This is a genomic window from Paraburkholderia sp. SIMBA_054, from assembly GCF_046534875.1.
Classification (GTDB): Bacteria; Pseudomonadota; Gammaproteobacteria; order Burkholderiales; family Burkholderiaceae; genus Paraburkholderia; species Paraburkholderia hospita.
This window is the reverse complement of the sequence record NZ_JAWRXV010000001.1, coordinates 410,697-432,037: the sequence shown is the minus strand read 5'-3', so window position 1 is coordinate 432,037 and position 21,341 is coordinate 410,697. Positions and strand designations below refer to the sequence as shown.

Here is a 21,341-nt window from a genome sequence, read left to right as displayed (position 1 = left end):
TCAAAGAGATGAATGGGATTTCGGCTGCGAAGATTCCCATATCACGGTCAATTTATGAGCTACGCCGTCGCGGTACGGCTAGCGGGATCATAGGAATGTTTGCGCGCTTATTTAGCTTGCTGGTGTTGCTCTTCGCGTCATGGTCGGCTTATGCCGATTGCTTCGATGACGCGGCAGCCTTCCACAACGTCAACCCGACGATTCTCCGTGCAATCTCAATAGTTGAGAGCGGTAACAAGCCATACGCTGTGAACCGTAACTCGAACGGCTCAGTCGACTATGGCCAGATGCAGATCAACTCGATTCACCTTCCCGAGCTCGCGCGCTACCACATGTCACAGGAAGATCTGTTCGACGGCTGCAAGAGCATTTACACCGGCGCGTGGATCTTGCGCAAGGGGATAGATAAGTATGGGAACACGTGGGCCGCGATCGGCAGCTATCACTCGTCGACACCGTACTATCGGGATCAGTATGCGGCAAAGGTAAAGGCGATCGCGGAACGCTTGCTGGCATACGGCCAGTAGTGAGGCATGACGACAGAGAAGCCCGGCGTAAAGCGCACGCACAAAGAAAAACACCTGCTCGAAAGCAGGTGTGTGCATGTGTCAAACCTATCGCTCAGGATTCGATGTAAGTGCGCAGGCCCTCGCGGCCTTGACGAACCAGATAGGGCACGGTGGTTACAAGGATCGCGGCGATACGAAAGATCGCCAGCAGCAGAAACACCTTCACTGTATTTGCCGCGATAGCGGGTGCGAGGGAGCCGTGCGAGGCGTGCGCGTCGATGAATGTACGCAGCTCATTCGCCATTGACAGTCCAAGCGCCAAGGTGATCAACAGCACGACAAACGGTACCGCGATCGCAAGTGCTGCGACCAAATTGACGACCGCCCAGCCAGCAGCAGGAATGGGCAGGCGATCATCCGGTTCGATGATCGGCCAGAGTTTCGTGGATTTTGCGTTTTGCATCTTCATTGAACATCTCCTGGGTACCTACTTTGATCGGGCCTGCCGCATGATGTCCGGGAGATCTCTCCACTTGACGTCTCGCCGCAGATTCCGTTTCAGGATAAGCCCAAGAGCGAACAACGCAAACACGTTCAGAATCATCTGCAATCGCCCACCGCTGGTGACGAACTTGTCGACGGTCATCGTCAGCGCGACCACGGCAGCCAGACAGCCGTCAACCTTCCATACCCAACGCCCGAAGAGTGCAAGCCACACCGTTTTCTGGACCTCGGGCAACTCGGGTCCATCGGAGTTCCCAGGGGCAGATTTGGGGTGGGCACTGCGGGACCACTTAGGCAGCAGCTTTTTCATCTTCGATATCCTGCGTGACCGCGAGACGACCGCACGCATCTGAAAGAGTGGGGTATCGGGAAGCCACGAGGTTCAATTTGCGCTGCAGCAGTCTGCTGCGAGCTGCGCGTACGCCGGGATTCCAGTCGTACAGGCGAAGGACGTTGTCTGCGTGTTCCAGTCCCCGTAGCGCAATCGTGACCGCGTGCTGGGCTAGTTGATCCTCTGTCGATCGGGGCACCGCCGAGGTGATGTCCATCTCGAGTTCGTGTCGCGCCTGGTCGAGGAGCGCACTCTGCGCAATGTCAGGAAGGCGCAGCGGGATCGCGTCGGCAAACGCCAGGATTGCGGTTCGCTTCGCAGCAAGCGCGTCCTTCGTCTGCCGGGTTCGATTCATGGAGTCAAGCTTGGCACGATAAAAAGCAGAGGACCCTTCGACGGATATAACCCGGTCAGCACGAAACAGCCCCGCGGGGCGGCCGCGCCCCTCCGTACCCGTAGCGGACGTTGTTGTGTCTGGCCTCCCGAGGAAGCGGGACACGAGTTGCGGGGTCCACCCTCTGGACCTGAGTTCTGACATGAGGAACATTTCGCCCAGTGTCGGTGGCAGGTTGCGTGTTGTCATCTGTGGCCTGTCTGATCCGCGCAAAATTCGCGAATAATGTCGCTAAATCCCGGCGGTTAGGCCGAGTCTACCTCTTCAGGGTATCAAGTTTTCGGTATCGCAAATCACTATTGTCGCTCGTGTGGACCGGCCTTTTCGGAAAAAAAGCCGACGGTGCGACACGTCGGCTTTTTTGTTCCGTTCACGCGGTGACTTAGTGCACTTTTTTTCCCGACAGACACAGTTCGCAGGTGTAGTCGCGATAGTGTGAAAGGACGACCAGCGGGATCTCGCAACAGGCGCATTTTACGACCTTGATGCCGTTCGGGTTTCCGGCGTTCCGGACGAAGGCGCTCTTGTCCGAGAAGTGTTGGGTGATCGACCACGCGCGCTCGGGCGACAGCACAGGATCGCCTTGGCAGGAATCGTTGTAGAACGCGAGCGTGCGCGTGAACGCGTGTGCGATCAGTTGATCGCGGGTGGCGTTGGGGCGCGTCTGTTTGATCTCGTCCAGAAGGCGAAGGAACACCAGAACCACCAGCGCCGAGTGGGTACTCTGTTTGTACCCATCGGCATGCCATAGCGTGTTCGTAGGCATCTGGCCGGACGGGCTGTTGCGATTGTGGTGTTGCAGATAATAGTGCTTGATGATGGCGGGTCGGACCTTTGCGATCCGCTTCACGATGGGCGCGCGCAACCCGTGTACGACGAGGGTTTCCGCGATTTTTTCGTGTAGTTCGGCCGTTTCGATTCTGTTGGATTGTTCGTTCATTTCTACTGCCCCGTAATTCGCTTTCTGGTTGGCTGGTTATTGTCTGTTTTGACGTCTGTCTTAACGCGGTATCTCGAAGTCCCTGAACGTCTTGAGCAGGGAAGTGACGACATGGTCCCGATCAGGTCGCGCCACGGTGGTTACGCCGGCGTCCTGTATGCTTTTCAGTTCAAAGCGGATCTGCCAGATCGGTCGGTCCATGTCGCGAAGAGCGCGCCAATCGACACTCAGCAGGCGGCGCGCGAGCGAGAACGATGCGGGCGCCATCTCAAAGAGAAGATGGGCGGCGGGATCATCGATCGCCGTGAACGCGACGATAGCGTCGACCACCATGGAATTTGCGGCCTGCATTTTTGTTTTGCAGTGTGTGCTGAGCCGTGTCCACAACGCATCGTCGACGTCGACGTACGAGTCCGCAACCGATGATCGAAGGAGTGCTCGATCCGGAAGCACGGCGGCGCCGCTCGGCGCGGGCAACGCGCGCAGTTCAAACCGGTTCTTCCACATGGGAACGCTGGTGTCGCTGAGCTGCATGACTGCGCGTGATTGAAGTTCTCGGACAGCGGCGAACGCCTCTGCCGTCATGCCGAAGATTGTGTGTGCTGAGGCGAGTTCGACATCGCGCAACGCGGCAACCGCCTCAATGACGGCCCGATTTGCAGCCTTGATCTTTTCCTTGCACTGATCACTTACATCGAGTTGCAGTTGCGCAAATTCATGCATCGCCGTTCCCAGCCTTCATAAGAAGATCTCCGAGCGCGCGAACTTGCGCGGCCGCCGCAACGATTGCTTCACGGCTTTCAGGTGCGTGGTCCGTGGCCTTCGTGAGAATTTCGAGCGGAAACTTCCGCGTCAATTCGTCGACTGCCGCACTCAGTTCGGCGAGCGTTTGTTGTGCAGCCCGCGACGACGCAACAGCGATCTGGAGTTGCTCCAGTTGTGCCTTGGTTTCGCCCAGACGCGTTTGCGCCTCCGCGAGTTCGCGCTCGGCTTCCTGGCGCGTAACTGTAATCGCAGCGATGGCTTCTTCGTTGCTCGTGAAGCCTTCAGGCGCGCGATATTCGATTTTCGTTTCGTATTGGACCTGGCTGGTCGCTGCCTGCAGCGCTGCGACTGTCTGCTCCATCTGCCGGATGTCCTGCTGGTAAGCCTGCACCTCGCTTTCCAGCCGGGAGACGGCTGCGGCGGTCTCGCGCTCCTGGATCTGGTTGCGATCGGCCCGGGCGGTCTCGCTTGTGAGCAGGCGGTTTGCTTCAACCAGTTGGGCTTGTGTGTTCGCCAGATTGCCAGCAGCTTCGAGAAGTTCGTCGGACTTCGCAGACAACTGCCCCTTCAGGCCGGCAATCACCTCGTCGACATCTGATTTCGTCACTTGGCCTTGACTCGCCAGAAGTTTGACTTTTTCGAACACCTCTGGGTCGAGGTCGTCACTGAGCGCCTTGAAAACGGACGAATGGATGCTATTGATCTCCGGGACCAGCTGGCCGTCGTGCGTGAGAAAGTGCGCGCGAACGATGAGCCCCATCTTGGCGTACCGATAGGTTGTGGTACGGCTGAAGCTGAACTGGGTCTCGCAAAATTCCTGGAACATCACAGGGTTGTCGAAGACATCTTTTAGTTCCGCGACGGCCACCGCTGTCTCGGCAAGCGCCTGAGTAGCGGCGCGGTGCCTGATGCGAATGGTCTGCGAAAGCGCAATGACCAACGGTTGCTTCTCGGGCGCGAGGCCTACAGGCATCAACATCTGGTTCAACGACGGAGAGGTCGCGACGACTACTTCAACAGCGGAGGGCATGTGAGCTCCTTATACACACACAGACTTATCACCCCCAGAGTGCCACCCCTATCTGGAAGACCTGAAACAAAAGCAAGCAATTTCAATCCTTGATTCGCTCCGACCGGGCGGGGATCGGGGCATGGAACCACTATCGGAAGAAAGTGGGCCGAGTTCAGAGCACGTTTGAAAATTTTTTCGAAAAAAGTCTCTAACCGCTTGCGCGCGGGTCGGGAGTTGCGGTTAATTCACGCCACGAAGTAGAGATTTGGCGTGTTTTGCTCGCAACTTTTCCCTTTTAAATCAATGCGTCGTGAGCTGCGAGTTGTCCCACTGTGGGACTGGAGCGTAAATGCGCGAGACGCAGAGAGGCCGACCCGTTGTGGGCTGCGTCAGTGCTGGAGATGGAAAAATTGATGACGCGAAGCCGGGCTGTGCGAAGTGCCCCGTCGCGAAGAGGTAGACCCGATAGGTCTTGAAGGTGTAATGCCGAACGCTCGGCGCTGCGTCGCCCCGTGTGGCGAGGCTATCTTCGGCTGGGAAAAATCCGGCTGTTCGCCAAGAGGTCTAACCGCTCCCGGACCGAATGTGGCGCGAGTATATCACTCACTCAAAAAACGGTGAACTGTCATGGATCTGCTCGTCCTGCGCGAGTCCCGATGGTGGGTGCGACCGCAGGTTGTGGAGCGGACCTAAGGTTTGGTCCGCGAGGGAGAGGGGGCGGGAAGAAGCGGCAACCGGCTATCTGGAGATCAGATGCGCCCGGAGTGCGATATCAACGCCAGCGAGGAGAATCCCCGTGACCAGCAGCGGTGGAAAAGCATCGAGGCACCACCGATGGACGTGCCGGAGCCATCGTCGGCAAGCGTAAATCAATCGTTGCGGCAATGTGGCATCGTGTGGAGCTATGGGCAAGGGAGTTCTGCCGTTGACCGCGGCCTCGAGATTCTCGATTCGTCGGTCGAATCCCTTCTGTTGCTGCCGCAAGGACTCGTCGAAAGACTTTTGGTACTGTTTGAGGGCTTCTTCGAAGCCCTTCTGCTGCTGCGCCGCCACTTGCTTAATCTGCTCTAGCGTTCCTTCGGCCAACGCTTTGCTGTCGCGGTCAGTAGAATTGGCTATCGATTCGAGAGCGGCATTCGCATTGAGATTGACAGCCTCAGCGATCCGTTTAATCTCCGCTCCCCAGAGCGTCTCGCTTTTCGCTTCGTCCGCTGCTTTTTGTATCAGCGCCGCAACCTCGTTCCCCCTTCTGATTGAGTGTTCCGTCGCGATCAGAAGACGCTGATGACTCTCGGTAGCCTTCTTGAAACTTTCGATCGTCTCGACGAAGAGGTCGTGCTGAAACAGATACCGGATGACTTCTGCTGTATGGGGATCTGGAAGAGAGTTGGGGTCGCGGGGCAAGCCTTACTCCATGTCGATCACGGTGGCTTCTTGTGTGATTACCGCAGGACCGATGTCCAGTTCTTCGAAGGCGCGATCCAGGATCGCGATGGTCTGCGCGACCATGAATTGCGCCATTTGCTTGGTGACATATTCAATCCGCTCCATGGTATTCCCTTGGCCATGCGATTCGCGAATCAGGGCACGATAGTCGGTTTTGTCGGCGACGATGTTCTGCCACGAGAGCCCGTTTGCCGCCATATGCGCAAACAAGGGCAGCGTAGGAACATAGCAGTTCGGATTGATCTGGATCCGCGAATCTTTCTCTGCTTCCGCGAACAGGGACGCAAAATCGACTTGGATAGGTCGCCGGGGCGTCGGGATCGAGGCTTTGTTCAGAATGATGCGCAACCGGCTTGGGTCCAGACCGGCGTTCAACAGTGTCTGAATAGTCGTGATCGTCTCGAGCTGCGTGCGGTCTTGCTTCTCGCAGGGAACGATCACATAGTCGAACAACGACAGTCCGCCAACAATCAACATCTGGTGAACGAACTCCGTGAAATTTGACGATCCGAGGTCCGTGATTGTATTGGTACCCTCAGCAATCATCAGTTGCTCGATGTAGGCCGGGTAGTCCTGCGCCTCGAAAAGGCGTACGGGTTCACCGTATCGCTCCGGGCCAAAGTTTGAGGTTTCGATGGACAGCAGATCACCCCCCATGCGAGGGCGCAGCAATACAGCCGCGAGGGTACTTTTGCCGACGCTGCCGGTGTTATGGATGACCAAGACGTTCATCTATCGTTCCTTTGGGTATTTCCAGTGTTAAGCGGTTGCAAGTCGGCAGGCTTGCCGTTTTGTTCGAAACGGCGGACGTTAATCGTGTCCTTGAGTCCGCTCGCCGGATTGCTGGTTACAAGCACTTCGTGCAGCCGTTTATCAAAGCGACGCGCGACTGGCGCGGCCGGGCTCTCAGCTTGAGAATCTGCTGAGCCAATTGAAACATCGTAGTCGACGTGGCCAGCGTGGGACGTCCGGAAAAGCACGTCTTTCTGCGCAGCATTCGGGGCAATCGAATGCGTGCCTGGAGCGCTCTTCGATTCACCCGGAGTGGGCGGCGAGGAAGGATTGCCTCGAGCCCCACCGTCGGAATTGCCAGGAACCTGTTGTTGCATCGGCACCCCCGCCGGGCGATTCAATCCAGCCGCGTGTTGGATTGCTGGCTCTGACACGGCATTCGCAGCGGCCTTGAGGCAGTGCGCTCTTACCGCCTGCCTCGATACGTGCACGCCCTTATATTTCGCAAGGTACGCCGCGATGTCCGCGTACTTGAAGTCAATCCCGAGTAAGTCTTTGATCAGGATCTGGTGGGCTTCGAGCTTCCTGCTTCTCGAGGCGCGACGTCGGTCGGCAAGGAACTGACGCGCGATATCCAGAAGATTCGATTGAGATTGCATTTCCTGACCATGCTCTACGGGGGACTTCGATCTTTCAGATTGTTCGTGAGATCTGCCGTTGGGCGAGGTCGAATGCGCCGCGTTGGGTGACAACATTTGAAAAAAAGCGGCGAACGCTGACAGAAAATCGAAAAGCTCGTCATGCGGAGACAAACGCTGCGACATGTCGTGACAACTTAAGAGACAACTAAGAGAAAGTGTTGGTGACACAGGGCACTGCTCGAAAAGGAGACGGACAAGCGAACGTGGAAAGGAGAAGAAACGGGCAGGAAATCTCGCGGGCAAGCGGGACAAGAAAACGGCATGGAAAGGTAGCCGGCAACTGGACCAGAAAAAAGAGAAGCAACGGCCAGAGAAAGCGAGCGAACAACTGGTATGAAGCGCAGAAGGGGCCTGGACACTCGCTGACAACTTAAGCGACAAAGCGCGGGCGCTCTGGTGACGGGCGGTCGCCGACTGGTCGATCTGGAACCCTGAGAGATAGATGCGCGTTTTGAGTGTGGGGATTCAATTGCGCACACCCCGGGGCGATAACGCCAATCACATGTGGCGGCCGCATGCGACGTGGCCGGAAGTGTTGCTGCGTATCTATTGTCTTGCTCCTCGAAACCTCAACGGCGCGACGGCGGACAACGCAGCCGACACACGTCGACAACTTAAGCGGCAAGTAACGTTAAGTCTCGTACACAGTTTGTGAGCCTCGGACACTCGCCGACAACTTAAGCGACAAGGCGAGGGCGCTCTAGTGACGGGCGGTCGCCGACTGGTCGCTCCGGAACCTAGAGAGATAGATGCACGAGTGCGGGGATTCGATCGCGCGTACCCGGTCGATAACGCCAATCACATGTAGCTGCCGCATGCGACGTGGCCGGAAGCGTTGCTGCGAATCTATTGTCTTGCTCGCCGCGCCCTCAACGGTGCAACGGCGGACAACGCAGCCGACAGACTTCGACAACTTAAGCGGCAAACAGCGTTAAGTCCGGTGCGACGTGACCACTTAGTAGACATGCCAATCTAGGTGCGTGATTCCGCGTCGGTAGAAGAAACTGCATTCGCGTTGACAGGTAGCCCGAAGGCATTCATTCGCTTTTAGTGATGCGAACGGGATGGCCCTGTCAGAGCAGGCCATAAGTGTCGTCTTGGCTATTGCAGGTTCTCGGGCGGTGTGTTCTACTGCTGCCAACGCTCAAGTGTCTTTAGTGCTTTGAGCTTGCAGGTTACGGTTTCAACGTGCCGCCGATGCGGCAGTTCCCGACTCGCAAGGGAACACCCCTCCAGAAGAAGCAGTCGCACGACGCTTCTCGAAGTAGTTTCAAGAACGATCCAACGCCTCACGGCGTTTTTTTTCAGCCATGCGATTCCCGGGGACATTCCGGGACAGAGGCAAGGCGCAAACCCTTGACGAGTGCGGCCGAGCGGGAGGTTTCCGGCGGCTTAACTACAACACTCATGTCATCGGGCCACCAGCGCCAACACACCGCGATAGAAGCTTTTGCCGTCCGCTTTTGCGACGGGTTAGGGACCAGCGCGCACGCGTGGTCTTAAAGCTTCCTCCTGCCTGCGCGGCCGGAGTCGTGAATCCATAGAGGTACATGCGCTATCTCAGAACCATCCCGATCACGGGCATGGAGCGCATAGGCGTGGCTCCCCTTTAAAGGGCCAGCACCAGAGCTACGTGCTCGGGTAACTCTGCATCCGTGAGGACAGGGCCAAGTGGAGAAGTACCAGACGTCAGCTTCCCACTCGGAATCGCACATTTTTACGAACCCATGTGGCGTCTACCACGATGTGAAATGCGGGAGTGTCGGACTCCCAGGCGCGCTGTAAAGGCGCTCCGTGCTCTGACCGATGGCGAGATCGGCTAAGGGCTCCGACAGTGACCGACCGCATAGGTGGCGCAAGCCATCGCATGCCGTCTCAACACCAAAGCATGGTGGCGGCATTCCACATTATGGGAGAAGGGAAATGGCTAGTTTTGATATCCGTTCTGACGCGGAAGAGTTCAAAGGCCCGACCACTACTGCGGTCGAAAAGCCGGCGGGGTGGCGTACGTTGGTGCAGGAGGTGATCTCCGCGAACGTGAAAAAGCGCGTGAACGGGAAGGTCGCCTCGAATCGCACGCAGGAACTGAATGCGCGTGTCATCTTCCACGCGTTCAACACGTGGCACGAGAAGCTGGGTATGCGCATCATGAATCCGTATAACCTCGGTGAGAAGCACATCACAGCTCTCGCGCGCTTCTGGTACGAGGAAGGGAAAGCGGCGTCGACGATGCGCAACGATCTGTCGATGCTGCGCAAGTTCTGCGGCTGGCTCGGTAAGCCGAATCTTGTGAAGCCGCTTGAGTACTACCTGCCGGGGGTCGATCGTGAGAGCCTGAAGGTGAGCACAGTGGCGAAGTCGGCCAAATCCTGGAGCGCCAACGGCGTCGACCTGGAGGCAAAGCTGCAGGAAGCGTTCGAGAAGGATCACACGATGGGGATGCTTCTCTCAATGCAGCTTGCGTTCGGTTTGCGCAAGAAGGAGGCGTTGTGCGTTCGCCCATGGGTTTCTGACCAGCGCGACCTGGGACACGCGGCGTTCATTCTCTACACGCGCGATGGTACGAAGGGCGGTCGTCAGCGTTTGATCCCGATTGAGTTTGAATTTCAGGTTCGCGTGCTGGATTACGTGAAAGCACATACTGCGAAACGCAACTCACTCGGATGGCGTAAGACGCGTCGCGGCAAGGACGCTACCCTGGCGAGCAATATCAAGGAGTACGAGGCCTGCATGCACGAACTGGGGATGACCAAGGCACACGGCTCGGTCGTAACCGGCCACGGACTGCGCGCTGAGTACGCCGAAAACTGTGCGCTGCTGGAAGGCTTCGTACCTGGAACGCTGGGCGGGAAAGCCAACCAGATGAGCCCTGAGGAGCTCAAGAACAAGCAGGTGCGCGTTAGCGAACGCCTTGGGCATAGCGCGCCTCGCAAGACGATGGCCTATTACGGCCCCTTCAAGGAGGACGATATCCCCGCGGAAGATCGTGAGGGCGCTGACGGCGAAGCGGCCGACTTGGTACCTGTCGAGGTGGTTAATACGGAAAAATCGACCGAGGTGGTGTCACCCCTCAGCGGCCCGGTCATGAATAGTCCGCTCGGATTCGTCAACACCTACTACCACGATGCGCCGAAGGGCCGCGCACGACCGACTGAGTCGAGCGAGCCGGTAGTGACAGTGGCCCCATCCCCGAAGCGTGACGCGAAAAAATCTGTCGGCACGAAAACGGTTTCCGGTAAGCCTATCGACGAGCGCCAGCTTCGACTCCCGCTGACGGACGTCAAAACTACAAAGGGGCGTGTCAAAACGGGGCAATGACGGGCGGCCCGCGGTGAGAAGTCCCTGCCTCGGAACGACCAGGCAGGGGCGGTTTGCCACGTGCGGCGCGCTTTGGCGTCGCGCCGCTGCAACGGGCAGTAGCGGTCGCCCCGGTGCTGTAGCGGGTACCACGCATCAAACAGACGGCACGTGTGGGCCACTTTTGATAAATCCTGGTGACGGCCGTCACGTTTGATTAACCAATAATCGATCAGAATGGCACCCGTCAATATCCGGCCCGCTAGAGTCCGGTGGGCTGCTCGTCCGGGTAAAGCCACGCTGAGCGCCAGACCGGAAGAACGGCAGCGGACTGTGGCTCTGAAAGATGAAAAGGGTCAGACAACAGGCAGACTGTCGCGCGCGAACAACGGTAAGCTCGGCGCGCCAAACGTTTCAAGGTGTGGGGAAGCTGTCAAAACACTTTCACTCGCCCTCAAAAGGGGAGAAAATACAAAAGTGATAGGGCGCGAGGGGGGTTTTTGAGGTGAATGGCGCTATTATTGCTTTTGCATCCCGTTGGAAGAAAAAAAATAGAGACAGTGACCAACCACGGGCCTTTGTACTACTGGGCCACTTGAAGCGAAGAGAAAAATATGTCCGTGCGCCGTATATATTTCGGGCAGATAGAGGTCTATTGCGCTGAGCGGGAGGAGATCGTCCTGATTTCCCTGGAAGACGCCGCGCGGATGGTAGGCCTCGAATTTGGGGAACAGTTAAAGCCTCTCGTCGAATTGCTGGATCTAGACCGGGACGATAAAGCTATTATTAAAAAGCCGACGCAACGTGGGCACATGGAGATGCTATTCCTGCCGGCGTTAGCAGCCGTGGTCGAAGAAGAGTTTGATACCGCAGGCCTACATGTTCTTCTCTGGCTCTGGACGCATTTCCCTGTTCAGATGGCTGAGATTTACTACCCGCGGGATTTCGTTGCAGGGGGACTCTCGGCGGAAGAGTTGCTTGCGTGTGCGAAAGAGTCCAAGGCTGCAAAAGGTCCGTCTCCCGCCCAGATCGAACGACAGCGGAAGTCTGACCTTGTGTGTCGCCTCCTCGACAGCGATCCTGATGCGACCGTGTCTGAGGTGATGGAGTTTCTCGGCCTCGATAAGGAAGAGGCGTCTGCCCAGTTGGGATGGGTCCGTGTCAGGCGAAAGCTGCTTGCGCAACATATCGAGCAGGCCGATGGTACAGGCGAGCATGGCAGTGACAACAGCGGGGCCGATGATGCCTCAACGCTGGCCCGTCGAAACATAAGTTAGTGATTTAAGGCGGTCTTTCGGTCTTCCCATATCCGCGGCGGGTTCAACAATGAAGTCTTGATAGGAGCAGAGCCCTCAGGTTCCGCTCTTCGAAACTTCATTGACCGACGGGGCTTAGATGACCAACGTCTATATGGGAGGGCGACGCTTTTCCCTTGAAGACCTCCAGGCAGAGCCAGCCCGACACGCGCACTGGTTTGAGCGCGCGAGAGCTGAGGCTGGTTTCGCCGAATGCCTGTGCTCCACGCCGCGGCTTCGCCTTCAGATCCGGCTTCGCGATGGACTTTTCCACCTTGCCGGATGGCCGAACGAGGGCGAATCGCACGATCAGGCTTCGTGCTTCTTCCACAAGCAATCTCCGCAATCTTCCGGGCGGGGTGATTACGCATCGGCGGCCATCATTGACCGCGACGACGGATCGGCCGATATCAAGGTCGAGGCTCCGCTCAAACTCCGTTCGGCCGATCGAGCGCCGAGCTTGCCGCGCGGCACATCCGAGAACGGCCCCGGTCACCGACGCCGCTCAGTCGGAATGCTCGGCCTGCTTCATGAGCTATGGGAGGCGGCATCGCTCAATCGTTGGGGGCGGGGATGGTCGCGCAACTGGTCGCGCTGCCGTTGGGGTCTACTCAACATAGACCGTCGCATCAATGGTGTTTCAACGCGCGAGTGCATGTACGTCGTTCACGCGTGGGAGCCGGCGCGCAAAGACCAGATCGAACAGGAGTTTTCGACGTTCCGCGCGCGCCTCGGACCTAAGGGCGAATTTCGGCACCGCGGCTATGTGCTCGGAGAACTGAAGGGCTACCAGGCGACCGAGTACGGATATCGTATCGAACTGCGGCACCAGCGAACGTCCTATTTCGCGAGCAAGCAACTCATTGAGGCGCTTGAGACATCGGCTCGCGCGGTCGTGGCGGCGCGCGACAACCCCGATACCCGCACTGTGGTCCTGATGCTCGTCGATGTCACGGCAAAGGGGTACTTGCAGGTGGTAGACATGGCTCTCATGCTCACCACAAAGAACTACATACCGTGCGAGTCATCGTACGAGGTCCAGATGGCGAACGCGCTGACGGACGCGGGCCGGTCATTCGTCAAGCCGTTGAGATACGACACGATCGAATCGACCTTCCCTGATTTCAAGCTGCTGGACACGGTGCCCCAGACGGTGGTTGAGGTGCTGGGCATGATGAATATGCCCAGCTATGTCCGACGGAAGAAGGAGAAGGACGCGATCTACCGGGCGAACAAGGTTCCCGTTATCGCGTGGGATACACGCCAGCCGATGCCTGATTTGCGCGTGACCTCGGGTGTGGCTAAAAAATAAGCAGACGGGGTAGTTCAACCATTGAGGACAGCCAGGTTTGAGTGGAATATTTCTTTCGGGGGCGCGGCGTCCCGGAAGAATTCACTCATGCGCGCCGCCACGCGGCCCTCAACGCGCCAATCGCAGATGGCCCGGCTAGCAGGGCGAAATGTGGGCCCGCCAGCCCGGCTGGTGCCTCCGGTGTTGCGGTTAATTCACGCCACGAAAACGCTATCTGGCGTGAATTGCTCTCTACTTTTCCTTTACAAATCAATCGTCTGATACCTCCAGTTTGTCCCACTGTGGGACGAGCTGGTTTTCCCGGGAATGCTCCGCGAGCTGATTGCAGGGTAGTCGATGAGGTGCAAGGCCAAGGGGCGCGGATGCGGCAGAAGTGTAGAGGGGCGACGACCTTTCAATAATGGTTCGAGCGCGTTCGGGGCACTGCACGCTCGTCGACGCGAAGATTCAGCAGCCGTTCGGCCTGTGGTAAATCACATGGTCGTTCTTCTGGTTACCGATGCCGGTGGGCGGCATATACAGCAAGAGCGACGGCGAAGGGTATGAGTACGGTCCAGCACCTGGCGACGGATGTGGTGTCCAGTTGACCGTGAAGGGCGCGCAGGATCTCAAGCCCAACGATAGGTGAACGATTTTGGTTTGGATAGTGAAGAGGCGGCGCGCGCTCAGGTCCTGTTCGGGAGCAGCCGGCGGTTGCCTCAGCCGCGGTGCGGGCATCGATGGTCAGGCAAGCCCGCGGAAGAGTTCGCGACGATAATTCGCGCAAGAGGAGATCGGGCGTCGGCGTCAGCAATGAAGCGGAGATCGACGCATGACGCAATTCCCCGGCGCGTCCGGCGTCGAGCTGGGAGTTATCGCCGTTGGCCCCGCGCGGACGGCCAACCTTTCCCCGTGAGTCAGAAATGCCCACCGGAATCCTCTGTGGTGTGGCGGGTGGCGTTGTACTGAAGCATGCCACCCGGAGATCCAGCGACAACGGATCGATCGAAGGGCGAGTCAGCGGGCTACTTGCCGAATTTCTCAGCCAACGCGACGTAGCGCTGCATGGACGCCGGCGCAGCCTTGGGGCCGGGGTTTTCGGCAGAGCCCGTGATTTTGCAACTGTCGGCAGGGCTGGCGGTTTTGCGACATTCATCGAGCGCGCCAGCCTCGGCAACTGCGCGGCTGACTGTCGAGGCACCCACGCTAACCGCATTCTTCCCGTCGCGCGCAGTCGCATAGTACGCATGCCCGGAGGTCGTGAAGCCCGCGATCACCGAACAGGCATCATTCGGCGCTGAGGCCAACTGGCAATTGCGCACAGCAAAGCCTTCAGCGTCGCGCCGGGTCATCGCGCCCGTGTGCATCGCAGTGTGCGTGCGGCTCGCATTCGATGCGATCGCGGACCACACAGCACCGTTGTCCCACTCAGCCATCGCGATGGCACAGGACTTCGCGACCGTCTTGCAGTCGCGCATGGCTTGCGCGGCCGCCGCATCGGGATCACGGTCAACTCCAGCGGCCCAGCCACCATCCTTGCCTTTGGCGATGATAAGGGCAGTGCCTTCATAGAATGCGTCGGAGGTGAAGTGACAGTTCGTGGCGTGCTGCGCGCAGCCCTGCAGGGCCGCATTTCGTGCGTCCTCGGGCGTTGCCACGTCACGCGCGATGAAGAGGCTGTCGTTATCGCCCGCAGCCATCGCCATGTACGCGAAAGCGTGTGCGGGTGCGAGGAGTGATGCGCCGGCAAAGATGACGGAAGAGAGGATTTGTTTCATAGGCCCTGATGATGTGGGTTGGAATCATGTCTCGGCGGCGCTGACGCCTGCCCGGCCTGACATTTATCGGCACGACGATGTGAAGACTGAAGTCCCGACGCCTGGAGCGGGTAGGGTTACGTTGGATCGCAAGCCGTCTGGACTTTCCTTTTCGCAGGCACGCAGTCTGGTCTGGGGTGCGGTTCAGGTCGCGACGAAAGGAAGGCGAGGGAAAGGGAGGCGGGATCTTCGGGGAGTCGGGCGACGAGCGTTACCGCGCCGCCCGGTAGCACGGTACGCCGCGTTGCACGGCGACCGTGTCAGATCAGGTGTGTCGCTGGCGTCCCGTCACACACCACATGCGTGCGTCGAAATATCGAACGTCCAGTTCTGATTGACGGGATCGAACACGCGCGGCGCCTGCCAACGTTCCTTGCGGCCATTGTCGAACGTACGCACGCACTCGCCGTTCACGCACTGGTTCGTGCAGTGCACGACGTTGCTCGACGCAACGGGTGTGGCCTGGGCTGCCTTGGCCTTGGCGTTGCGGTTCTTCTCTGCGATCGCCAGATAGCGCTTCATGGAAGGCGGCGCGGCCTTCGTCGTGTTCTCCGCCATGCCTGTGACTGAACAGGGGTCATCCGCGCTGGTGTGCTTCCGGCAACCATCCAGCGCTTGGGCTCTCGCAGTCTGGCTGTTCGGCCCGGTACCCACGCCGAGGCCTTTCTTTGCGCCGCGCGCAGTGGCGAAAAACGCGTGACCCGACATCGTAAAGTCCGACAACACTTCACAGGAGTCATCGGCAGACGACGCCTCCTTGCAGCCCTGCAGCGCAGTGGCCTCGGCCTCCGCCGGCGTATTCGAGTCGGTACTCACAAACGTGTGCGCGCCACTCCTGCTCCACGCAAAGGCCGCCCATTTGATGCCTTCGTCCCACGCAGCGTAGGTGATCGCGCAGCCGCCGTCCGCGTACTGCTTGCATTGCTTCATTGCCTTCGCGGCAGCAACGTCCGGATTGGCGTCTTCAGCGGAACCCCATCCCTGGATGCCTTTGGCAATCACCATCGACGTGCCGGTGAAGACGATGTCGTCGGTAATGTGGCAGTTGGTGGTCAGTTCCGCACAACCCTTCAGCGAGGAGGACCTGGCTTCGTCCGGTGTGCTCGCGTTGTACGTGACAAAGGAAGTGTTGTTGTCGCCAACGGCGAGCGTCATGAACGCGAAAGTGCTCGACGATGCAAACAGGGATGCGCCCGCGAGGATAAGGGAGGAGAGTGCTCTTTTCATGGCCCTGATGTGAGTTGAAGTTTTGTTTGCCCGGTCGCGGTGGACCCGAACCTATTTCATATCGGCACGCTGTCAGAAGACTGAAGTGCCGATACGCCATCGAGTGTCGCGGATGATCTCCGGGACGCAAATGGAGTGTTGTGGCGGCGACCTTTCAGGCGTGATGTGACTTTGAAGGCTGATAGCTTGAGATTGATAGGGTGCGGCAGCCTGTGCGCGCCGCCGCAATCCGGCTCTCGACATAAGAAGAGGGGGCGGGTCATCGGAGATGGTCAATGCAGTGGATCAAAGAGCAGAACGGCAAGTGGACACACGCTGAACTGGGCGTCATCCAGTGTCTTCCCAATGGGACGTTTCAGGTCACCAATCCCGCTGGTGAAATCGTTGACGCGTTTGAGACCGTCGAGCAAGCCATGGTCTACCAGGGCGAACTGTGGACGGGCTGGCTGGAGGCGGGCGATAACGCGTGGGCGCATCCCGTCTACGGTCGCATCGCGCGAGTGGGTGGCCACGCGGAAGGGGAATCTCACGTCTGGATAGGTGACCCCTATCCGGGCCTTCAGTACAGATCCCCATACGAGAAGGGCGCCTTCAGGCGGGCAGGCTTCGCAATCCGGGAAATGCAGCGGCATGCCCCCTTAAAGCGCGTTATAAGCGCCGCCGGAATCATCGAAGACGTCACGTTATGTGCACTGGCGATCGTTGCATCGCTCTTCGTGTCGAGCGTTATCTTCTACCTCGCGGTAGGCGCCGCTATCGGCGTCGGTACATTCATGACGGACAACCGGCTCTCGCCCTCTCATGGCAGCGTGCCGAGCGCAATGCGAAACGGCATTACCTTCGCCCTGGTTGGCTGGATGTGCCAAATGCTTCTGTCGGACGCGGGCACGACGCCGGTCGACAGAACGATCTGCGTAGCGGGATTCACCGCTGCGGCCGTGCTGTTCGTCGCTGCCCGTCTGGTTGGCGCGGTGGCTTATGCCGTGCTCGCCATCAGCGGGCCGCGACGCGGAGTCACCCAGTAACTGTGACATGGCGCCAGAAGGATCTCGCTCCCGTTGGCGCGTCGATCGCGGCCAATGCATCGTCAGAAATGCTCTGGTTTCAACACGTCAACCGGGATGTCTGCTGGTTCGAGCCGGGCACTACGAATCTGATCGGGTTCTACAACATGCTCTGAAGGGCGGCGCGCAGTAACACGCCCTCTGTAATGCGCTTTTGCGCGACGTCGGTCGATGACTGTAGTCGGCGCAACCAAATGACGGATCGGCGATGAGACTTTGTCTCCCTGACCAATCCGCATCAAGCGTGACACGCCTCGCCAATACCCCGGCATGGTGCGCAACGCTTGTCCTTCGTGTGTGGGCTGCATCAGACCCGGAATCGGGCGCGCGGCTCCCACGTGGTAGATGGTGGTTTGGAGACAAGAGATGAAAAAGAAGAGCGCAAGCGCGCGGACGCTGCTCGCCTGTAGCGTCATGCTGTTCGGGGGCGGGGCCAGCGCCGGTGGGCCTGCCCACTGTTCGCCGGGGTTTCAGGATTCGGCGTGCGCGACGCAACTCACACACACGGCAAGCCCTCAACCTGACTGCTCGGCCAATGGTGCGGGCTGGACGACCGTCACCGCTTCTGTGTGGCAGGGATCACGATGGTCAGCGCCCGGTTGCAGTTACACGCCGCCGCCGACCTGCCCGGCAGGCTACTCGCAGACGTCCGCGCCATGGTGGAATGGCTCGAGCTGGATCGGACTCGGCTGCGCCGCGCCGCCGCCCCCGCCGCCCCCGCCGTCGGCGTCCGCCGATCCTGTTGCCACATGCAATGCATACACCGCCGGGCAGGGATTTCCGACGACCTGGAACACAGGCTTCAACCTCCCGATCGGCAACGGCGTCTACGCCTTCACGGAATCATGGTGGGTCAACGACACCAACGGAAACATCGAGCTTGAATGTGACGCCGATAGCCAGGGCGGGGTTGTGTTCTTTGAGCACCATTACGTCGGTGGTTATGACGGAGGTTGATCCGTCGCGCGGGCCGGCGCGTGCCTCAAAGTGCGCCGCCGCCCGTTTCGAATGGCGGCTTCTGGATTGTGCTGCCAATCACAGGTGGGCCATGTTGCGGGGCACTCGCGGCGGCGCGCGCCCGTGGTGTGCTGTAGTCGCCTGCCCACTGAACATTTCCCGCCCAGAACCGATAACGCCTATAGCGGGGCGAAGCGCCCCATCACCGGGTCACAGAAAAGGAGAGAGTGATGAGTGTTAAAGCGTGGTGGAATGAAGAGAAGCGATACCCGAGTGGCGAGACGTTCTCGCGTGGTGAGAACGTGCTCTACGCCTCGGCGCTGGTCGTTGTCCTGCTGTTGCTGGTGGCCATTTTCCTGACTGCAGTGCCGTGGCTCACTGTCACGGCGTACGAAGGCCTGAAGGCCGACCTGCTCAATCCGCGTCCGCTGGCCGAGATCTCACAACGAAACGAAGACTTGATTTATGCGGTCGTGATGTGGGCCGTTCCCGTTGGCGCCACGCTCCTGCTCATCATCAGGCTCGTGAAAGAGGTGCGCAAGAGCGCGCTGCGCCGGTGGATGGATCGCAACTGCGCGGCGCAATAAGGACGACGGGAGCCCACCAACATGAATATCGGAATTTTTCCCGGCTGGTTGCTTGTCGCGGTTATCGCACACGAGCTTGGTGACGTGCCCATCGACCTGTGTCTCGCGACCGCTGCAGTGGGCATCGGATTGACGATGACGGCCGTGACGCGCAGCACGACGTTTCTGGCGAACACGTGCACGCCCTTGGTCCTGATGGCTGTGCGATTTCTGGTTTTGCCCGAGCTTGCTGGCCAACTCGCGCACAACGAGGGCGTGGTCGTAGACCTGTCGAACTGGTTCGCCTCTGCGTCAGGTCTGATTGTCATCTCAGGGCTGTCAATCGTGGCTTCAGCCTCGCTCGGATTGCGCTGGGTGCATACGGGCTGAGCCCACGGCCGATTCACGCGCAAGCTGGAGGTGCCGCTGATTGCGATACCACGAGGCGGCCCACCGTTTGGGTCCAATCCAGCGGAGTCGATCCAGCAATGCGGGTTCAATCCGCCCGGTGAGGCCGATGTCGAGTCGCGACTCGCCCTGAACGGGGCACATGCATCAGGTGCTCCCGTTCCGGATCAAACTTTACTCGCCGGTCGGCGATCGCGAAGCGCGATTGACAAAGCTACCGGTCCCGACGGCGAAGACATGTTTGTTCCTGCAAGTGTAGGGACGATCCTTGACGTCGCGCCACAGCTGCGCGGGCCACGCGACCTTGACGCTGCAGATCGGGCACTTCGTCTCGAAGTGCGTGTGATCCCCTTTCGGCTGGCCGAAATGCTGCTGGTCGGTCATGAACAGATCGAACAGTGGAAGGTTTGCCCGCGCGCCCGCCGTCTGCAGCGCTATCCGGACGGGTTCGAAGTAACCGATAGAGTCGGACGTGATGGCGGCGCGGGTAGCAGCGTCGATGGCGCTCGCCTTGACCAGGTCGCTTACCTTGGCGTCTGCGGGCAGGGTGCTCGCAAAGAGTGTCAGCGCCGTTTTTGCGTCGTCATCCAGCTTCCTGGACAGAACGTTTTCGACACGTTGAGCCAGGTTGCTCGCGAGGACGTTGGTTATGGGATCGGTAGAAAGAATTAGGCTACTCATTTTGTTTCTTCACAGTTAAGGTTCCATCAGATCCGGATACAGGAGTCGGCCAGACACCAGGATAGTAAATAGTGGCGGACAGACTTTTTGCATCGCTGGATCGCCATGCGGATCATCACCATTGAGCGCACCGCCAGATCGGTGGTGTGTCGGTTAGATCCGAACAGTATTTACTGTGCGTGATTTGATTTGTCGCCCGGCCGGAAAAAATTTTTTTCAATGGGCGGTGCCATCCTGCTGTTTCGCGAGCCACGCCTCACAGTCTCAGGTTTCCCTGACCAGCCCGATGTGCTCTTCCGGCGCCTTTCCGTCCTCGATGACGCCGATCCGGTTGCATTCGATGCCAAGGTCATCGGACGGCAAGCTTTTCTGGTCAAGAAAACGACGCAGCCGGTTCTCCGGATCGAGCGCGGCGGCGCGCAACGCGTGCGGCCGCAGTGCGGTTCACGCATCGATCCACGTCTTGATCCTCGCGACCGACTCAGCGAGCCGGGCGAGCGCTGATTCAGCCGCGTCGGCGGCTTAAGCAGAAACACAGACCATCGACGAAGCGGGTGCCGGCGAGCACGGACATGGGCTTAATGAAGACGTTCATTCACCTGGCCGAAACGAGGGAGATTAGAGTCACGGCGAAACCGGCTGAAGCCACCGCCCCAGCGATGGTCATCAATACCCAACCCTTCCCGAGTTTGATGGGCCGCGGCCGATAGATCGCGACACACGCGACTGCCAGGGCAAGACCAAATCCGCCGACATACGTAAGTGTGCGCAAAAGTCGGAGTGCCACGACGGCAAGCTCGCCCTCAAACGGCACCAGTCCGCTCGAGTACATGACCGCCGCCACAGCCCATGCGAGCGCCGAGAATGGCAGGATTCTGCGCAGGAGAATTAGCTCGGCAGTACCGTCATCGCGTCGTTCTGCTTCTTTCATGGTCGTAGTCCTGGTAAAACACCGATCGTTTGTATCAGGCGGTCAGTAGAAGGCAGCAACACAGCCGAGAACGACCAGCGCAGTGCCCGTCACCTGAAGCGCAAAACCTCTCCAGCCCGCTTCCTTCTGGCTGATCCCCACGAGCTCGAGCACACGGTAGGAAATCATGAACGCGAATACAAGGCCGATGAACGGCAGATCGATGTGCTTGTTGATCGCGCGGTCGATGGCCATGAGGATCGCGAAGACCACGGAATTGGCCACCAGCATCGCTAACACGCTTTGCGGGTCGGGCTTGCGGAGCGAGACGCCCAGAACTTTCATCAGGTACTCCTGGTAATGCGGCGCCCTCGATTGGCGGCCTGATTGCAATTCGATTTCATCAATGGCGCTGCACGAAGCGGTGGCTTTCGTCAACGCGCCGCCAGTGTAATCGATCGCGCGTGTCCGAAGACGGCCCGGCTCTGTCAGGG

23 protein-coding genes are annotated in these 21,341 nt (G+C 59.0%); 9 read left to right on the top strand and 14 right to left on the bottom strand.

Annotated elements, in window-relative coordinates; translation table 11 throughout:
• Positions 1–8 precede the first annotated feature (8 nt).
• On the top strand, positions 9–527 hold the full coding sequence (locus tag SB822_RS02515; protein WP_410854045.1) for a lytic transglycosylase domain-containing protein: 519 nt from the start codon (positions 9–11) through the stop codon (positions 525–527).
• Positions 528–621: 94 nt separating this feature from the next.
• Here SB822_RS02515 and SB822_RS02510 read toward each other — a convergent pair whose 3' ends face one another.
• The 9 genes from SB822_RS02510 to SB822_RS02470 all read right to left on the bottom strand — a co-directional run bounded on the left by SB822_RS02510 (position 622) and on the right by SB822_RS02470 (position 7,457).
• Positions 622–978, bottom strand: coding sequence for a hypothetical protein (locus tag SB822_RS02510; protein WP_410854044.1), 357 nt, complete (start codon positions 976–978; stop codon positions 622–624).
• An 18-nt stretch (positions 979–996) separates the two neighbouring features.
• On the bottom strand, positions 997–1,323 hold the full coding sequence (locus SB822_RS02505) for a hypothetical protein (RefSeq protein WP_410854043.1): 327 nt from the start codon (positions 1,321–1,323) through the stop codon (positions 997–999).
• Positions 1,304–1,699 (bottom strand): hypothetical protein, encoded by a 396-nt coding sequence (locus SB822_RS02500; protein ID WP_410854042.1) that lies wholly within the window; start codon positions 1,697–1,699, stop codon positions 1,304–1,306. The genes SB822_RS02505 and SB822_RS02500 overlap by 20 nt, the downstream gene beginning before the upstream one ends.
• Positions 1,700–2,120: 421 nt before the next feature.
• Entirely contained in the window at positions 2,121–2,588 is a 468-nt protein-coding gene (locus SB822_RS02495) for a hypothetical protein (protein WP_410854041.1), read from the bottom strand.
• 150 nt (positions 2,589–2,738) lie between these two features.
• Entirely contained in the window at positions 2,739–3,401 is a 663-nt protein-coding gene (locus SB822_RS02490) for a hypothetical protein (protein WP_410854040.1), read from the bottom strand.
• Complete coding sequence (locus SB822_RS02485; RefSeq protein WP_410854039.1) at positions 3,394–4,311, bottom strand: hypothetical protein; 918 nt, start codon at positions 4,309–4,311, stop codon at positions 3,394–3,396. The genes SB822_RS02490 and SB822_RS02485 overlap by 8 nt, the downstream gene beginning before the upstream one ends.
• 882 nt (positions 4,312–5,193) lie before the next feature.
• Positions 5,194–5,859 carry a hypothetical protein gene (locus SB822_RS02480; protein WP_410854038.1) on the bottom strand — a complete coding sequence of 222 codons (666 nt, stop codon included), beginning with the start codon at positions 5,857–5,859 and terminating at the stop codon, positions 5,194–5,196.
• 3 nt (positions 5,860–5,862) lie between these two features.
• Complete coding sequence (locus tag SB822_RS02475) at positions 5,863–6,633, bottom strand: hypothetical protein (protein ID WP_410854037.1); 771 nt, start codon at positions 6,631–6,633, stop codon at positions 5,863–5,865.
• On the bottom strand, positions 6,630–7,457 hold the full coding sequence (locus SB822_RS02470; RefSeq protein WP_410854036.1) for a hypothetical protein: 828 nt from the start codon (positions 7,455–7,457) through the stop codon (positions 6,630–6,632). Before SB822_RS02470 ends, SB822_RS02475 begins: the two co-directional genes overlap by 4 nt.
• 1,800 nt (positions 7,458–9,257) lie before the next feature.
• Between SB822_RS02470 and SB822_RS02465 the strand changes: the two genes are divergently transcribed.
• The 3 genes from SB822_RS02465 (at position 9,258) to SB822_RS02455 (ending at position 13,238) form a co-directional block, all read left to right on the top strand.
• Positions 9,258–10,652 (top strand): integrase domain-containing protein, encoded by a 1,395-nt coding sequence (locus tag SB822_RS02465; protein WP_410854035.1) that lies wholly within the window; start codon positions 9,258–9,260, stop codon positions 10,650–10,652.
• Between the two features lie 593 nt (positions 10,653–11,245).
• Positions 11,246–11,908 carry a hypothetical protein gene (locus SB822_RS02460; protein ID WP_410854034.1) on the top strand — a complete coding sequence of 221 codons (663 nt, stop codon included), beginning with the start codon at positions 11,246–11,248 and terminating at the stop codon, positions 11,906–11,908.
• A gap of 118 nt (positions 11,909–12,026) precedes the next feature.
• Positions 12,027–13,238, top strand: a complete 1,212-nt coding sequence (locus SB822_RS02455; RefSeq protein ID WP_410854033.1) for a DUF1173 family protein — start codon at positions 12,027–12,029, stop codon at positions 13,236–13,238.
• A 1,004-nt stretch (positions 13,239–14,242) separates the two neighbouring features.
• On the opposite strand, the gene SB822_RS02450 is transcribed toward SB822_RS02455, so the two are convergent.
• Together SB822_RS02450 and SB822_RS02445 are read right to left on the bottom strand one after the other, a co-directional pair.
• Positions 14,243–14,995, bottom strand: a complete 753-nt coding sequence (locus SB822_RS02450; protein WP_410854032.1) for a DUF4189 domain-containing protein — start codon at positions 14,993–14,995, stop codon at positions 14,243–14,245.
• Positions 14,996–15,322: 327 nt separating this feature from the next.
• Positions 15,323–16,261, bottom strand: a complete 939-nt coding sequence (locus SB822_RS02445) for a DUF4189 domain-containing protein (protein ID WP_410854031.1) — start codon at positions 16,259–16,261, stop codon at positions 15,323–15,325.
• 275 nt (positions 16,262–16,536) lie between these two features.
• Here SB822_RS02445 and SB822_RS02440 point away from each other — a divergent pair, with 275 nt between their 5' ends.
• From SB822_RS02440 to SB822_RS02425, 4 genes are all read left to right on the top strand, one after another.
• Positions 16,537–17,286 (top strand): hypothetical protein, encoded by a 750-nt coding sequence (locus SB822_RS02440; RefSeq protein WP_410854030.1) that lies wholly within the window; start codon positions 16,537–16,539, stop codon positions 17,284–17,286.
• A gap of 405 nt (positions 17,287–17,691) precedes the next feature.
• Complete coding sequence (locus tag SB822_RS02435) at positions 17,692–18,282, top strand: hypothetical protein (protein WP_410854029.1); 591 nt, start codon at positions 17,692–17,694, stop codon at positions 18,280–18,282.
• Positions 18,283–18,512: 230 nt separating this feature from the next.
• Positions 18,513–18,869 (top strand): hypothetical protein, encoded by a 357-nt coding sequence (locus SB822_RS02430; RefSeq protein WP_410854028.1) that lies wholly within the window; start codon positions 18,513–18,515, stop codon positions 18,867–18,869.
• 21 nt (positions 18,870–18,890) lie between these two features.
• Positions 18,891–19,238, top strand: coding sequence for a hypothetical protein (locus tag SB822_RS02425; RefSeq protein ID WP_410854027.1), 348 nt, complete (start codon positions 18,891–18,893; stop codon positions 19,236–19,238).
• A gap of 192 nt (positions 19,239–19,430) precedes the next feature.
• Here SB822_RS02425 and SB822_RS02420 read toward each other — a convergent pair whose 3' ends face one another.
• Positions 19,431–19,937, bottom strand: a complete 507-nt coding sequence (locus tag SB822_RS02420) for a hypothetical protein (RefSeq protein ID WP_410854026.1) — start codon at positions 19,935–19,937, stop codon at positions 19,431–19,433.
• Between the two features lie 219 nt (positions 19,938–20,156).
• Here SB822_RS02420 and SB822_RS02415 point away from each other — a divergent pair, with 219 nt between their 5' ends.
• The gene (locus SB822_RS02415) at positions 20,157–20,441 is read left to right on the top strand and encodes a hypothetical protein (RefSeq protein WP_410854025.1); all 285 of its coding nucleotides are present in this window, start codon (positions 20,157–20,159) and stop codon (positions 20,439–20,441) included.
• A 91-nt stretch (positions 20,442–20,532) separates the two neighbouring features.
• On the opposite strand, the gene SB822_RS02410 is transcribed toward SB822_RS02415, so the two are convergent.
• Together SB822_RS02410 and SB822_RS02405 are read right to left on the bottom strand one after the other, a co-directional pair.
• Positions 20,533–20,868, bottom strand: coding sequence for a hypothetical protein (locus SB822_RS02410; RefSeq protein ID WP_410854024.1), 336 nt, complete (start codon positions 20,866–20,868; stop codon positions 20,533–20,535).
• 42 nt (positions 20,869–20,910) lie between these two features.
• The gene (locus SB822_RS02405; protein WP_410854023.1) at positions 20,911–21,285 is read right to left on the bottom strand and encodes a hypothetical protein; all 375 of its coding nucleotides are present in this window, start codon (positions 21,283–21,285) and stop codon (positions 20,911–20,913) included.
• Positions 21,286–21,341: the final 56 nt, after the last annotated feature.

What these genes read in the sequence shown, in the direction of transcription:
- SB822_RS02515 (WP_410854045.1), top strand. Translation starts at nt 9, where the DNA reads ATGAATGGGATTTCGGCTGCGAAGATTCCCATATCACGGTCAATTTAT.
- SB822_RS02510 (WP_410854044.1), bottom strand. Translation starts at nt 978, where the DNA reads ATGAAGATGCAAAACGCAAAATCCACGAAACTCTGGCCGATCATCGAA.
- SB822_RS02505 (WP_410854043.1), bottom strand. Translation starts at nt 1,323, where the DNA reads ATGAAAAAGCTGCTGCCTAAGTGGTCCCGCAGTGCCCACCCCAAATCT.
- SB822_RS02500 (WP_410854042.1), bottom strand. Translation starts at nt 1,699, where the DNA reads ATGAATCGAACCCGGCAGACGAAGGACGCGCTTGCTGCGAAGCGAACC.
- SB822_RS02490 (WP_410854040.1), bottom strand. Translation starts at nt 3,401, where the DNA reads ATGCATGAATTTGCGCAACTGCAACTCGATGTAAGTGATCAGTGCAAG.
- SB822_RS02475 (WP_410854037.1), bottom strand. Translation starts at nt 6,633, where the DNA reads ATGAACGTCTTGGTCATCCATAACACCGGCAGCGTCGGCAAAAGTACC.
- SB822_RS02470 (WP_410854036.1), bottom strand. Translation starts at nt 7,457, where the DNA reads ATGTCGCAGCGTTTGTCTCCGCATGACGAGCTTTTCGATTTTCTGTCA.
- SB822_RS02465 (WP_410854035.1), top strand. Translation starts at nt 9,258, where the DNA reads ATGGCTAGTTTTGATATCCGTTCTGACGCGGAAGAGTTCAAAGGCCCG.
- SB822_RS02460 (WP_410854034.1), top strand. Translation starts at nt 11,246, where the DNA reads ATGTCCGTGCGCCGTATATATTTCGGGCAGATAGAGGTCTATTGCGCT.
- SB822_RS02455 (WP_410854033.1), top strand. Translation starts at nt 12,027, where the DNA reads ATGACCAACGTCTATATGGGAGGGCGACGCTTTTCCCTTGAAGACCTC.
- SB822_RS02450 (WP_410854032.1), bottom strand. Translation starts at nt 14,995, where the DNA reads ATGAAACAAATCCTCTCTTCCGTCATCTTTGCCGGCGCATCACTCCTC.
- SB822_RS02445 (WP_410854031.1), bottom strand. Translation starts at nt 16,261, where the DNA reads ATGAAAAGAGCACTCTCCTCCCTTATCCTCGCGGGCGCATCCCTGTTT.
- SB822_RS02440 (WP_410854030.1), top strand. Translation starts at nt 16,537, where the DNA reads ATGCAGTGGATCAAAGAGCAGAACGGCAAGTGGACACACGCTGAACTG.
- SB822_RS02435 (WP_410854029.1), top strand. Translation starts at nt 17,692, where the DNA reads ATGAAAAAGAAGAGCGCAAGCGCGCGGACGCTGCTCGCCTGTAGCGTC.
- SB822_RS02430 (WP_410854028.1), top strand. Translation starts at nt 18,513, where the DNA reads ATGAGTGTTAAAGCGTGGTGGAATGAAGAGAAGCGATACCCGAGTGGC.
- SB822_RS02425 (WP_410854027.1), top strand. Translation starts at nt 18,891, where the DNA reads ATGAATATCGGAATTTTTCCCGGCTGGTTGCTTGTCGCGGTTATCGCA.
- SB822_RS02420 (WP_410854026.1), bottom strand. Translation starts at nt 19,937, where the DNA reads ATGAGTAGCCTAATTCTTTCTACCGATCCCATAACCAACGTCCTCGCG.
- SB822_RS02415 (WP_410854025.1), top strand. Translation starts at nt 20,157, where the DNA reads ATGGGCGGTGCCATCCTGCTGTTTCGCGAGCCACGCCTCACAGTCTCA.
- SB822_RS02410 (WP_410854024.1), bottom strand. Translation starts at nt 20,868, where the DNA reads ATGAAAGAAGCAGAACGACGCGATGACGGTACTGCCGAGCTAATTCTC.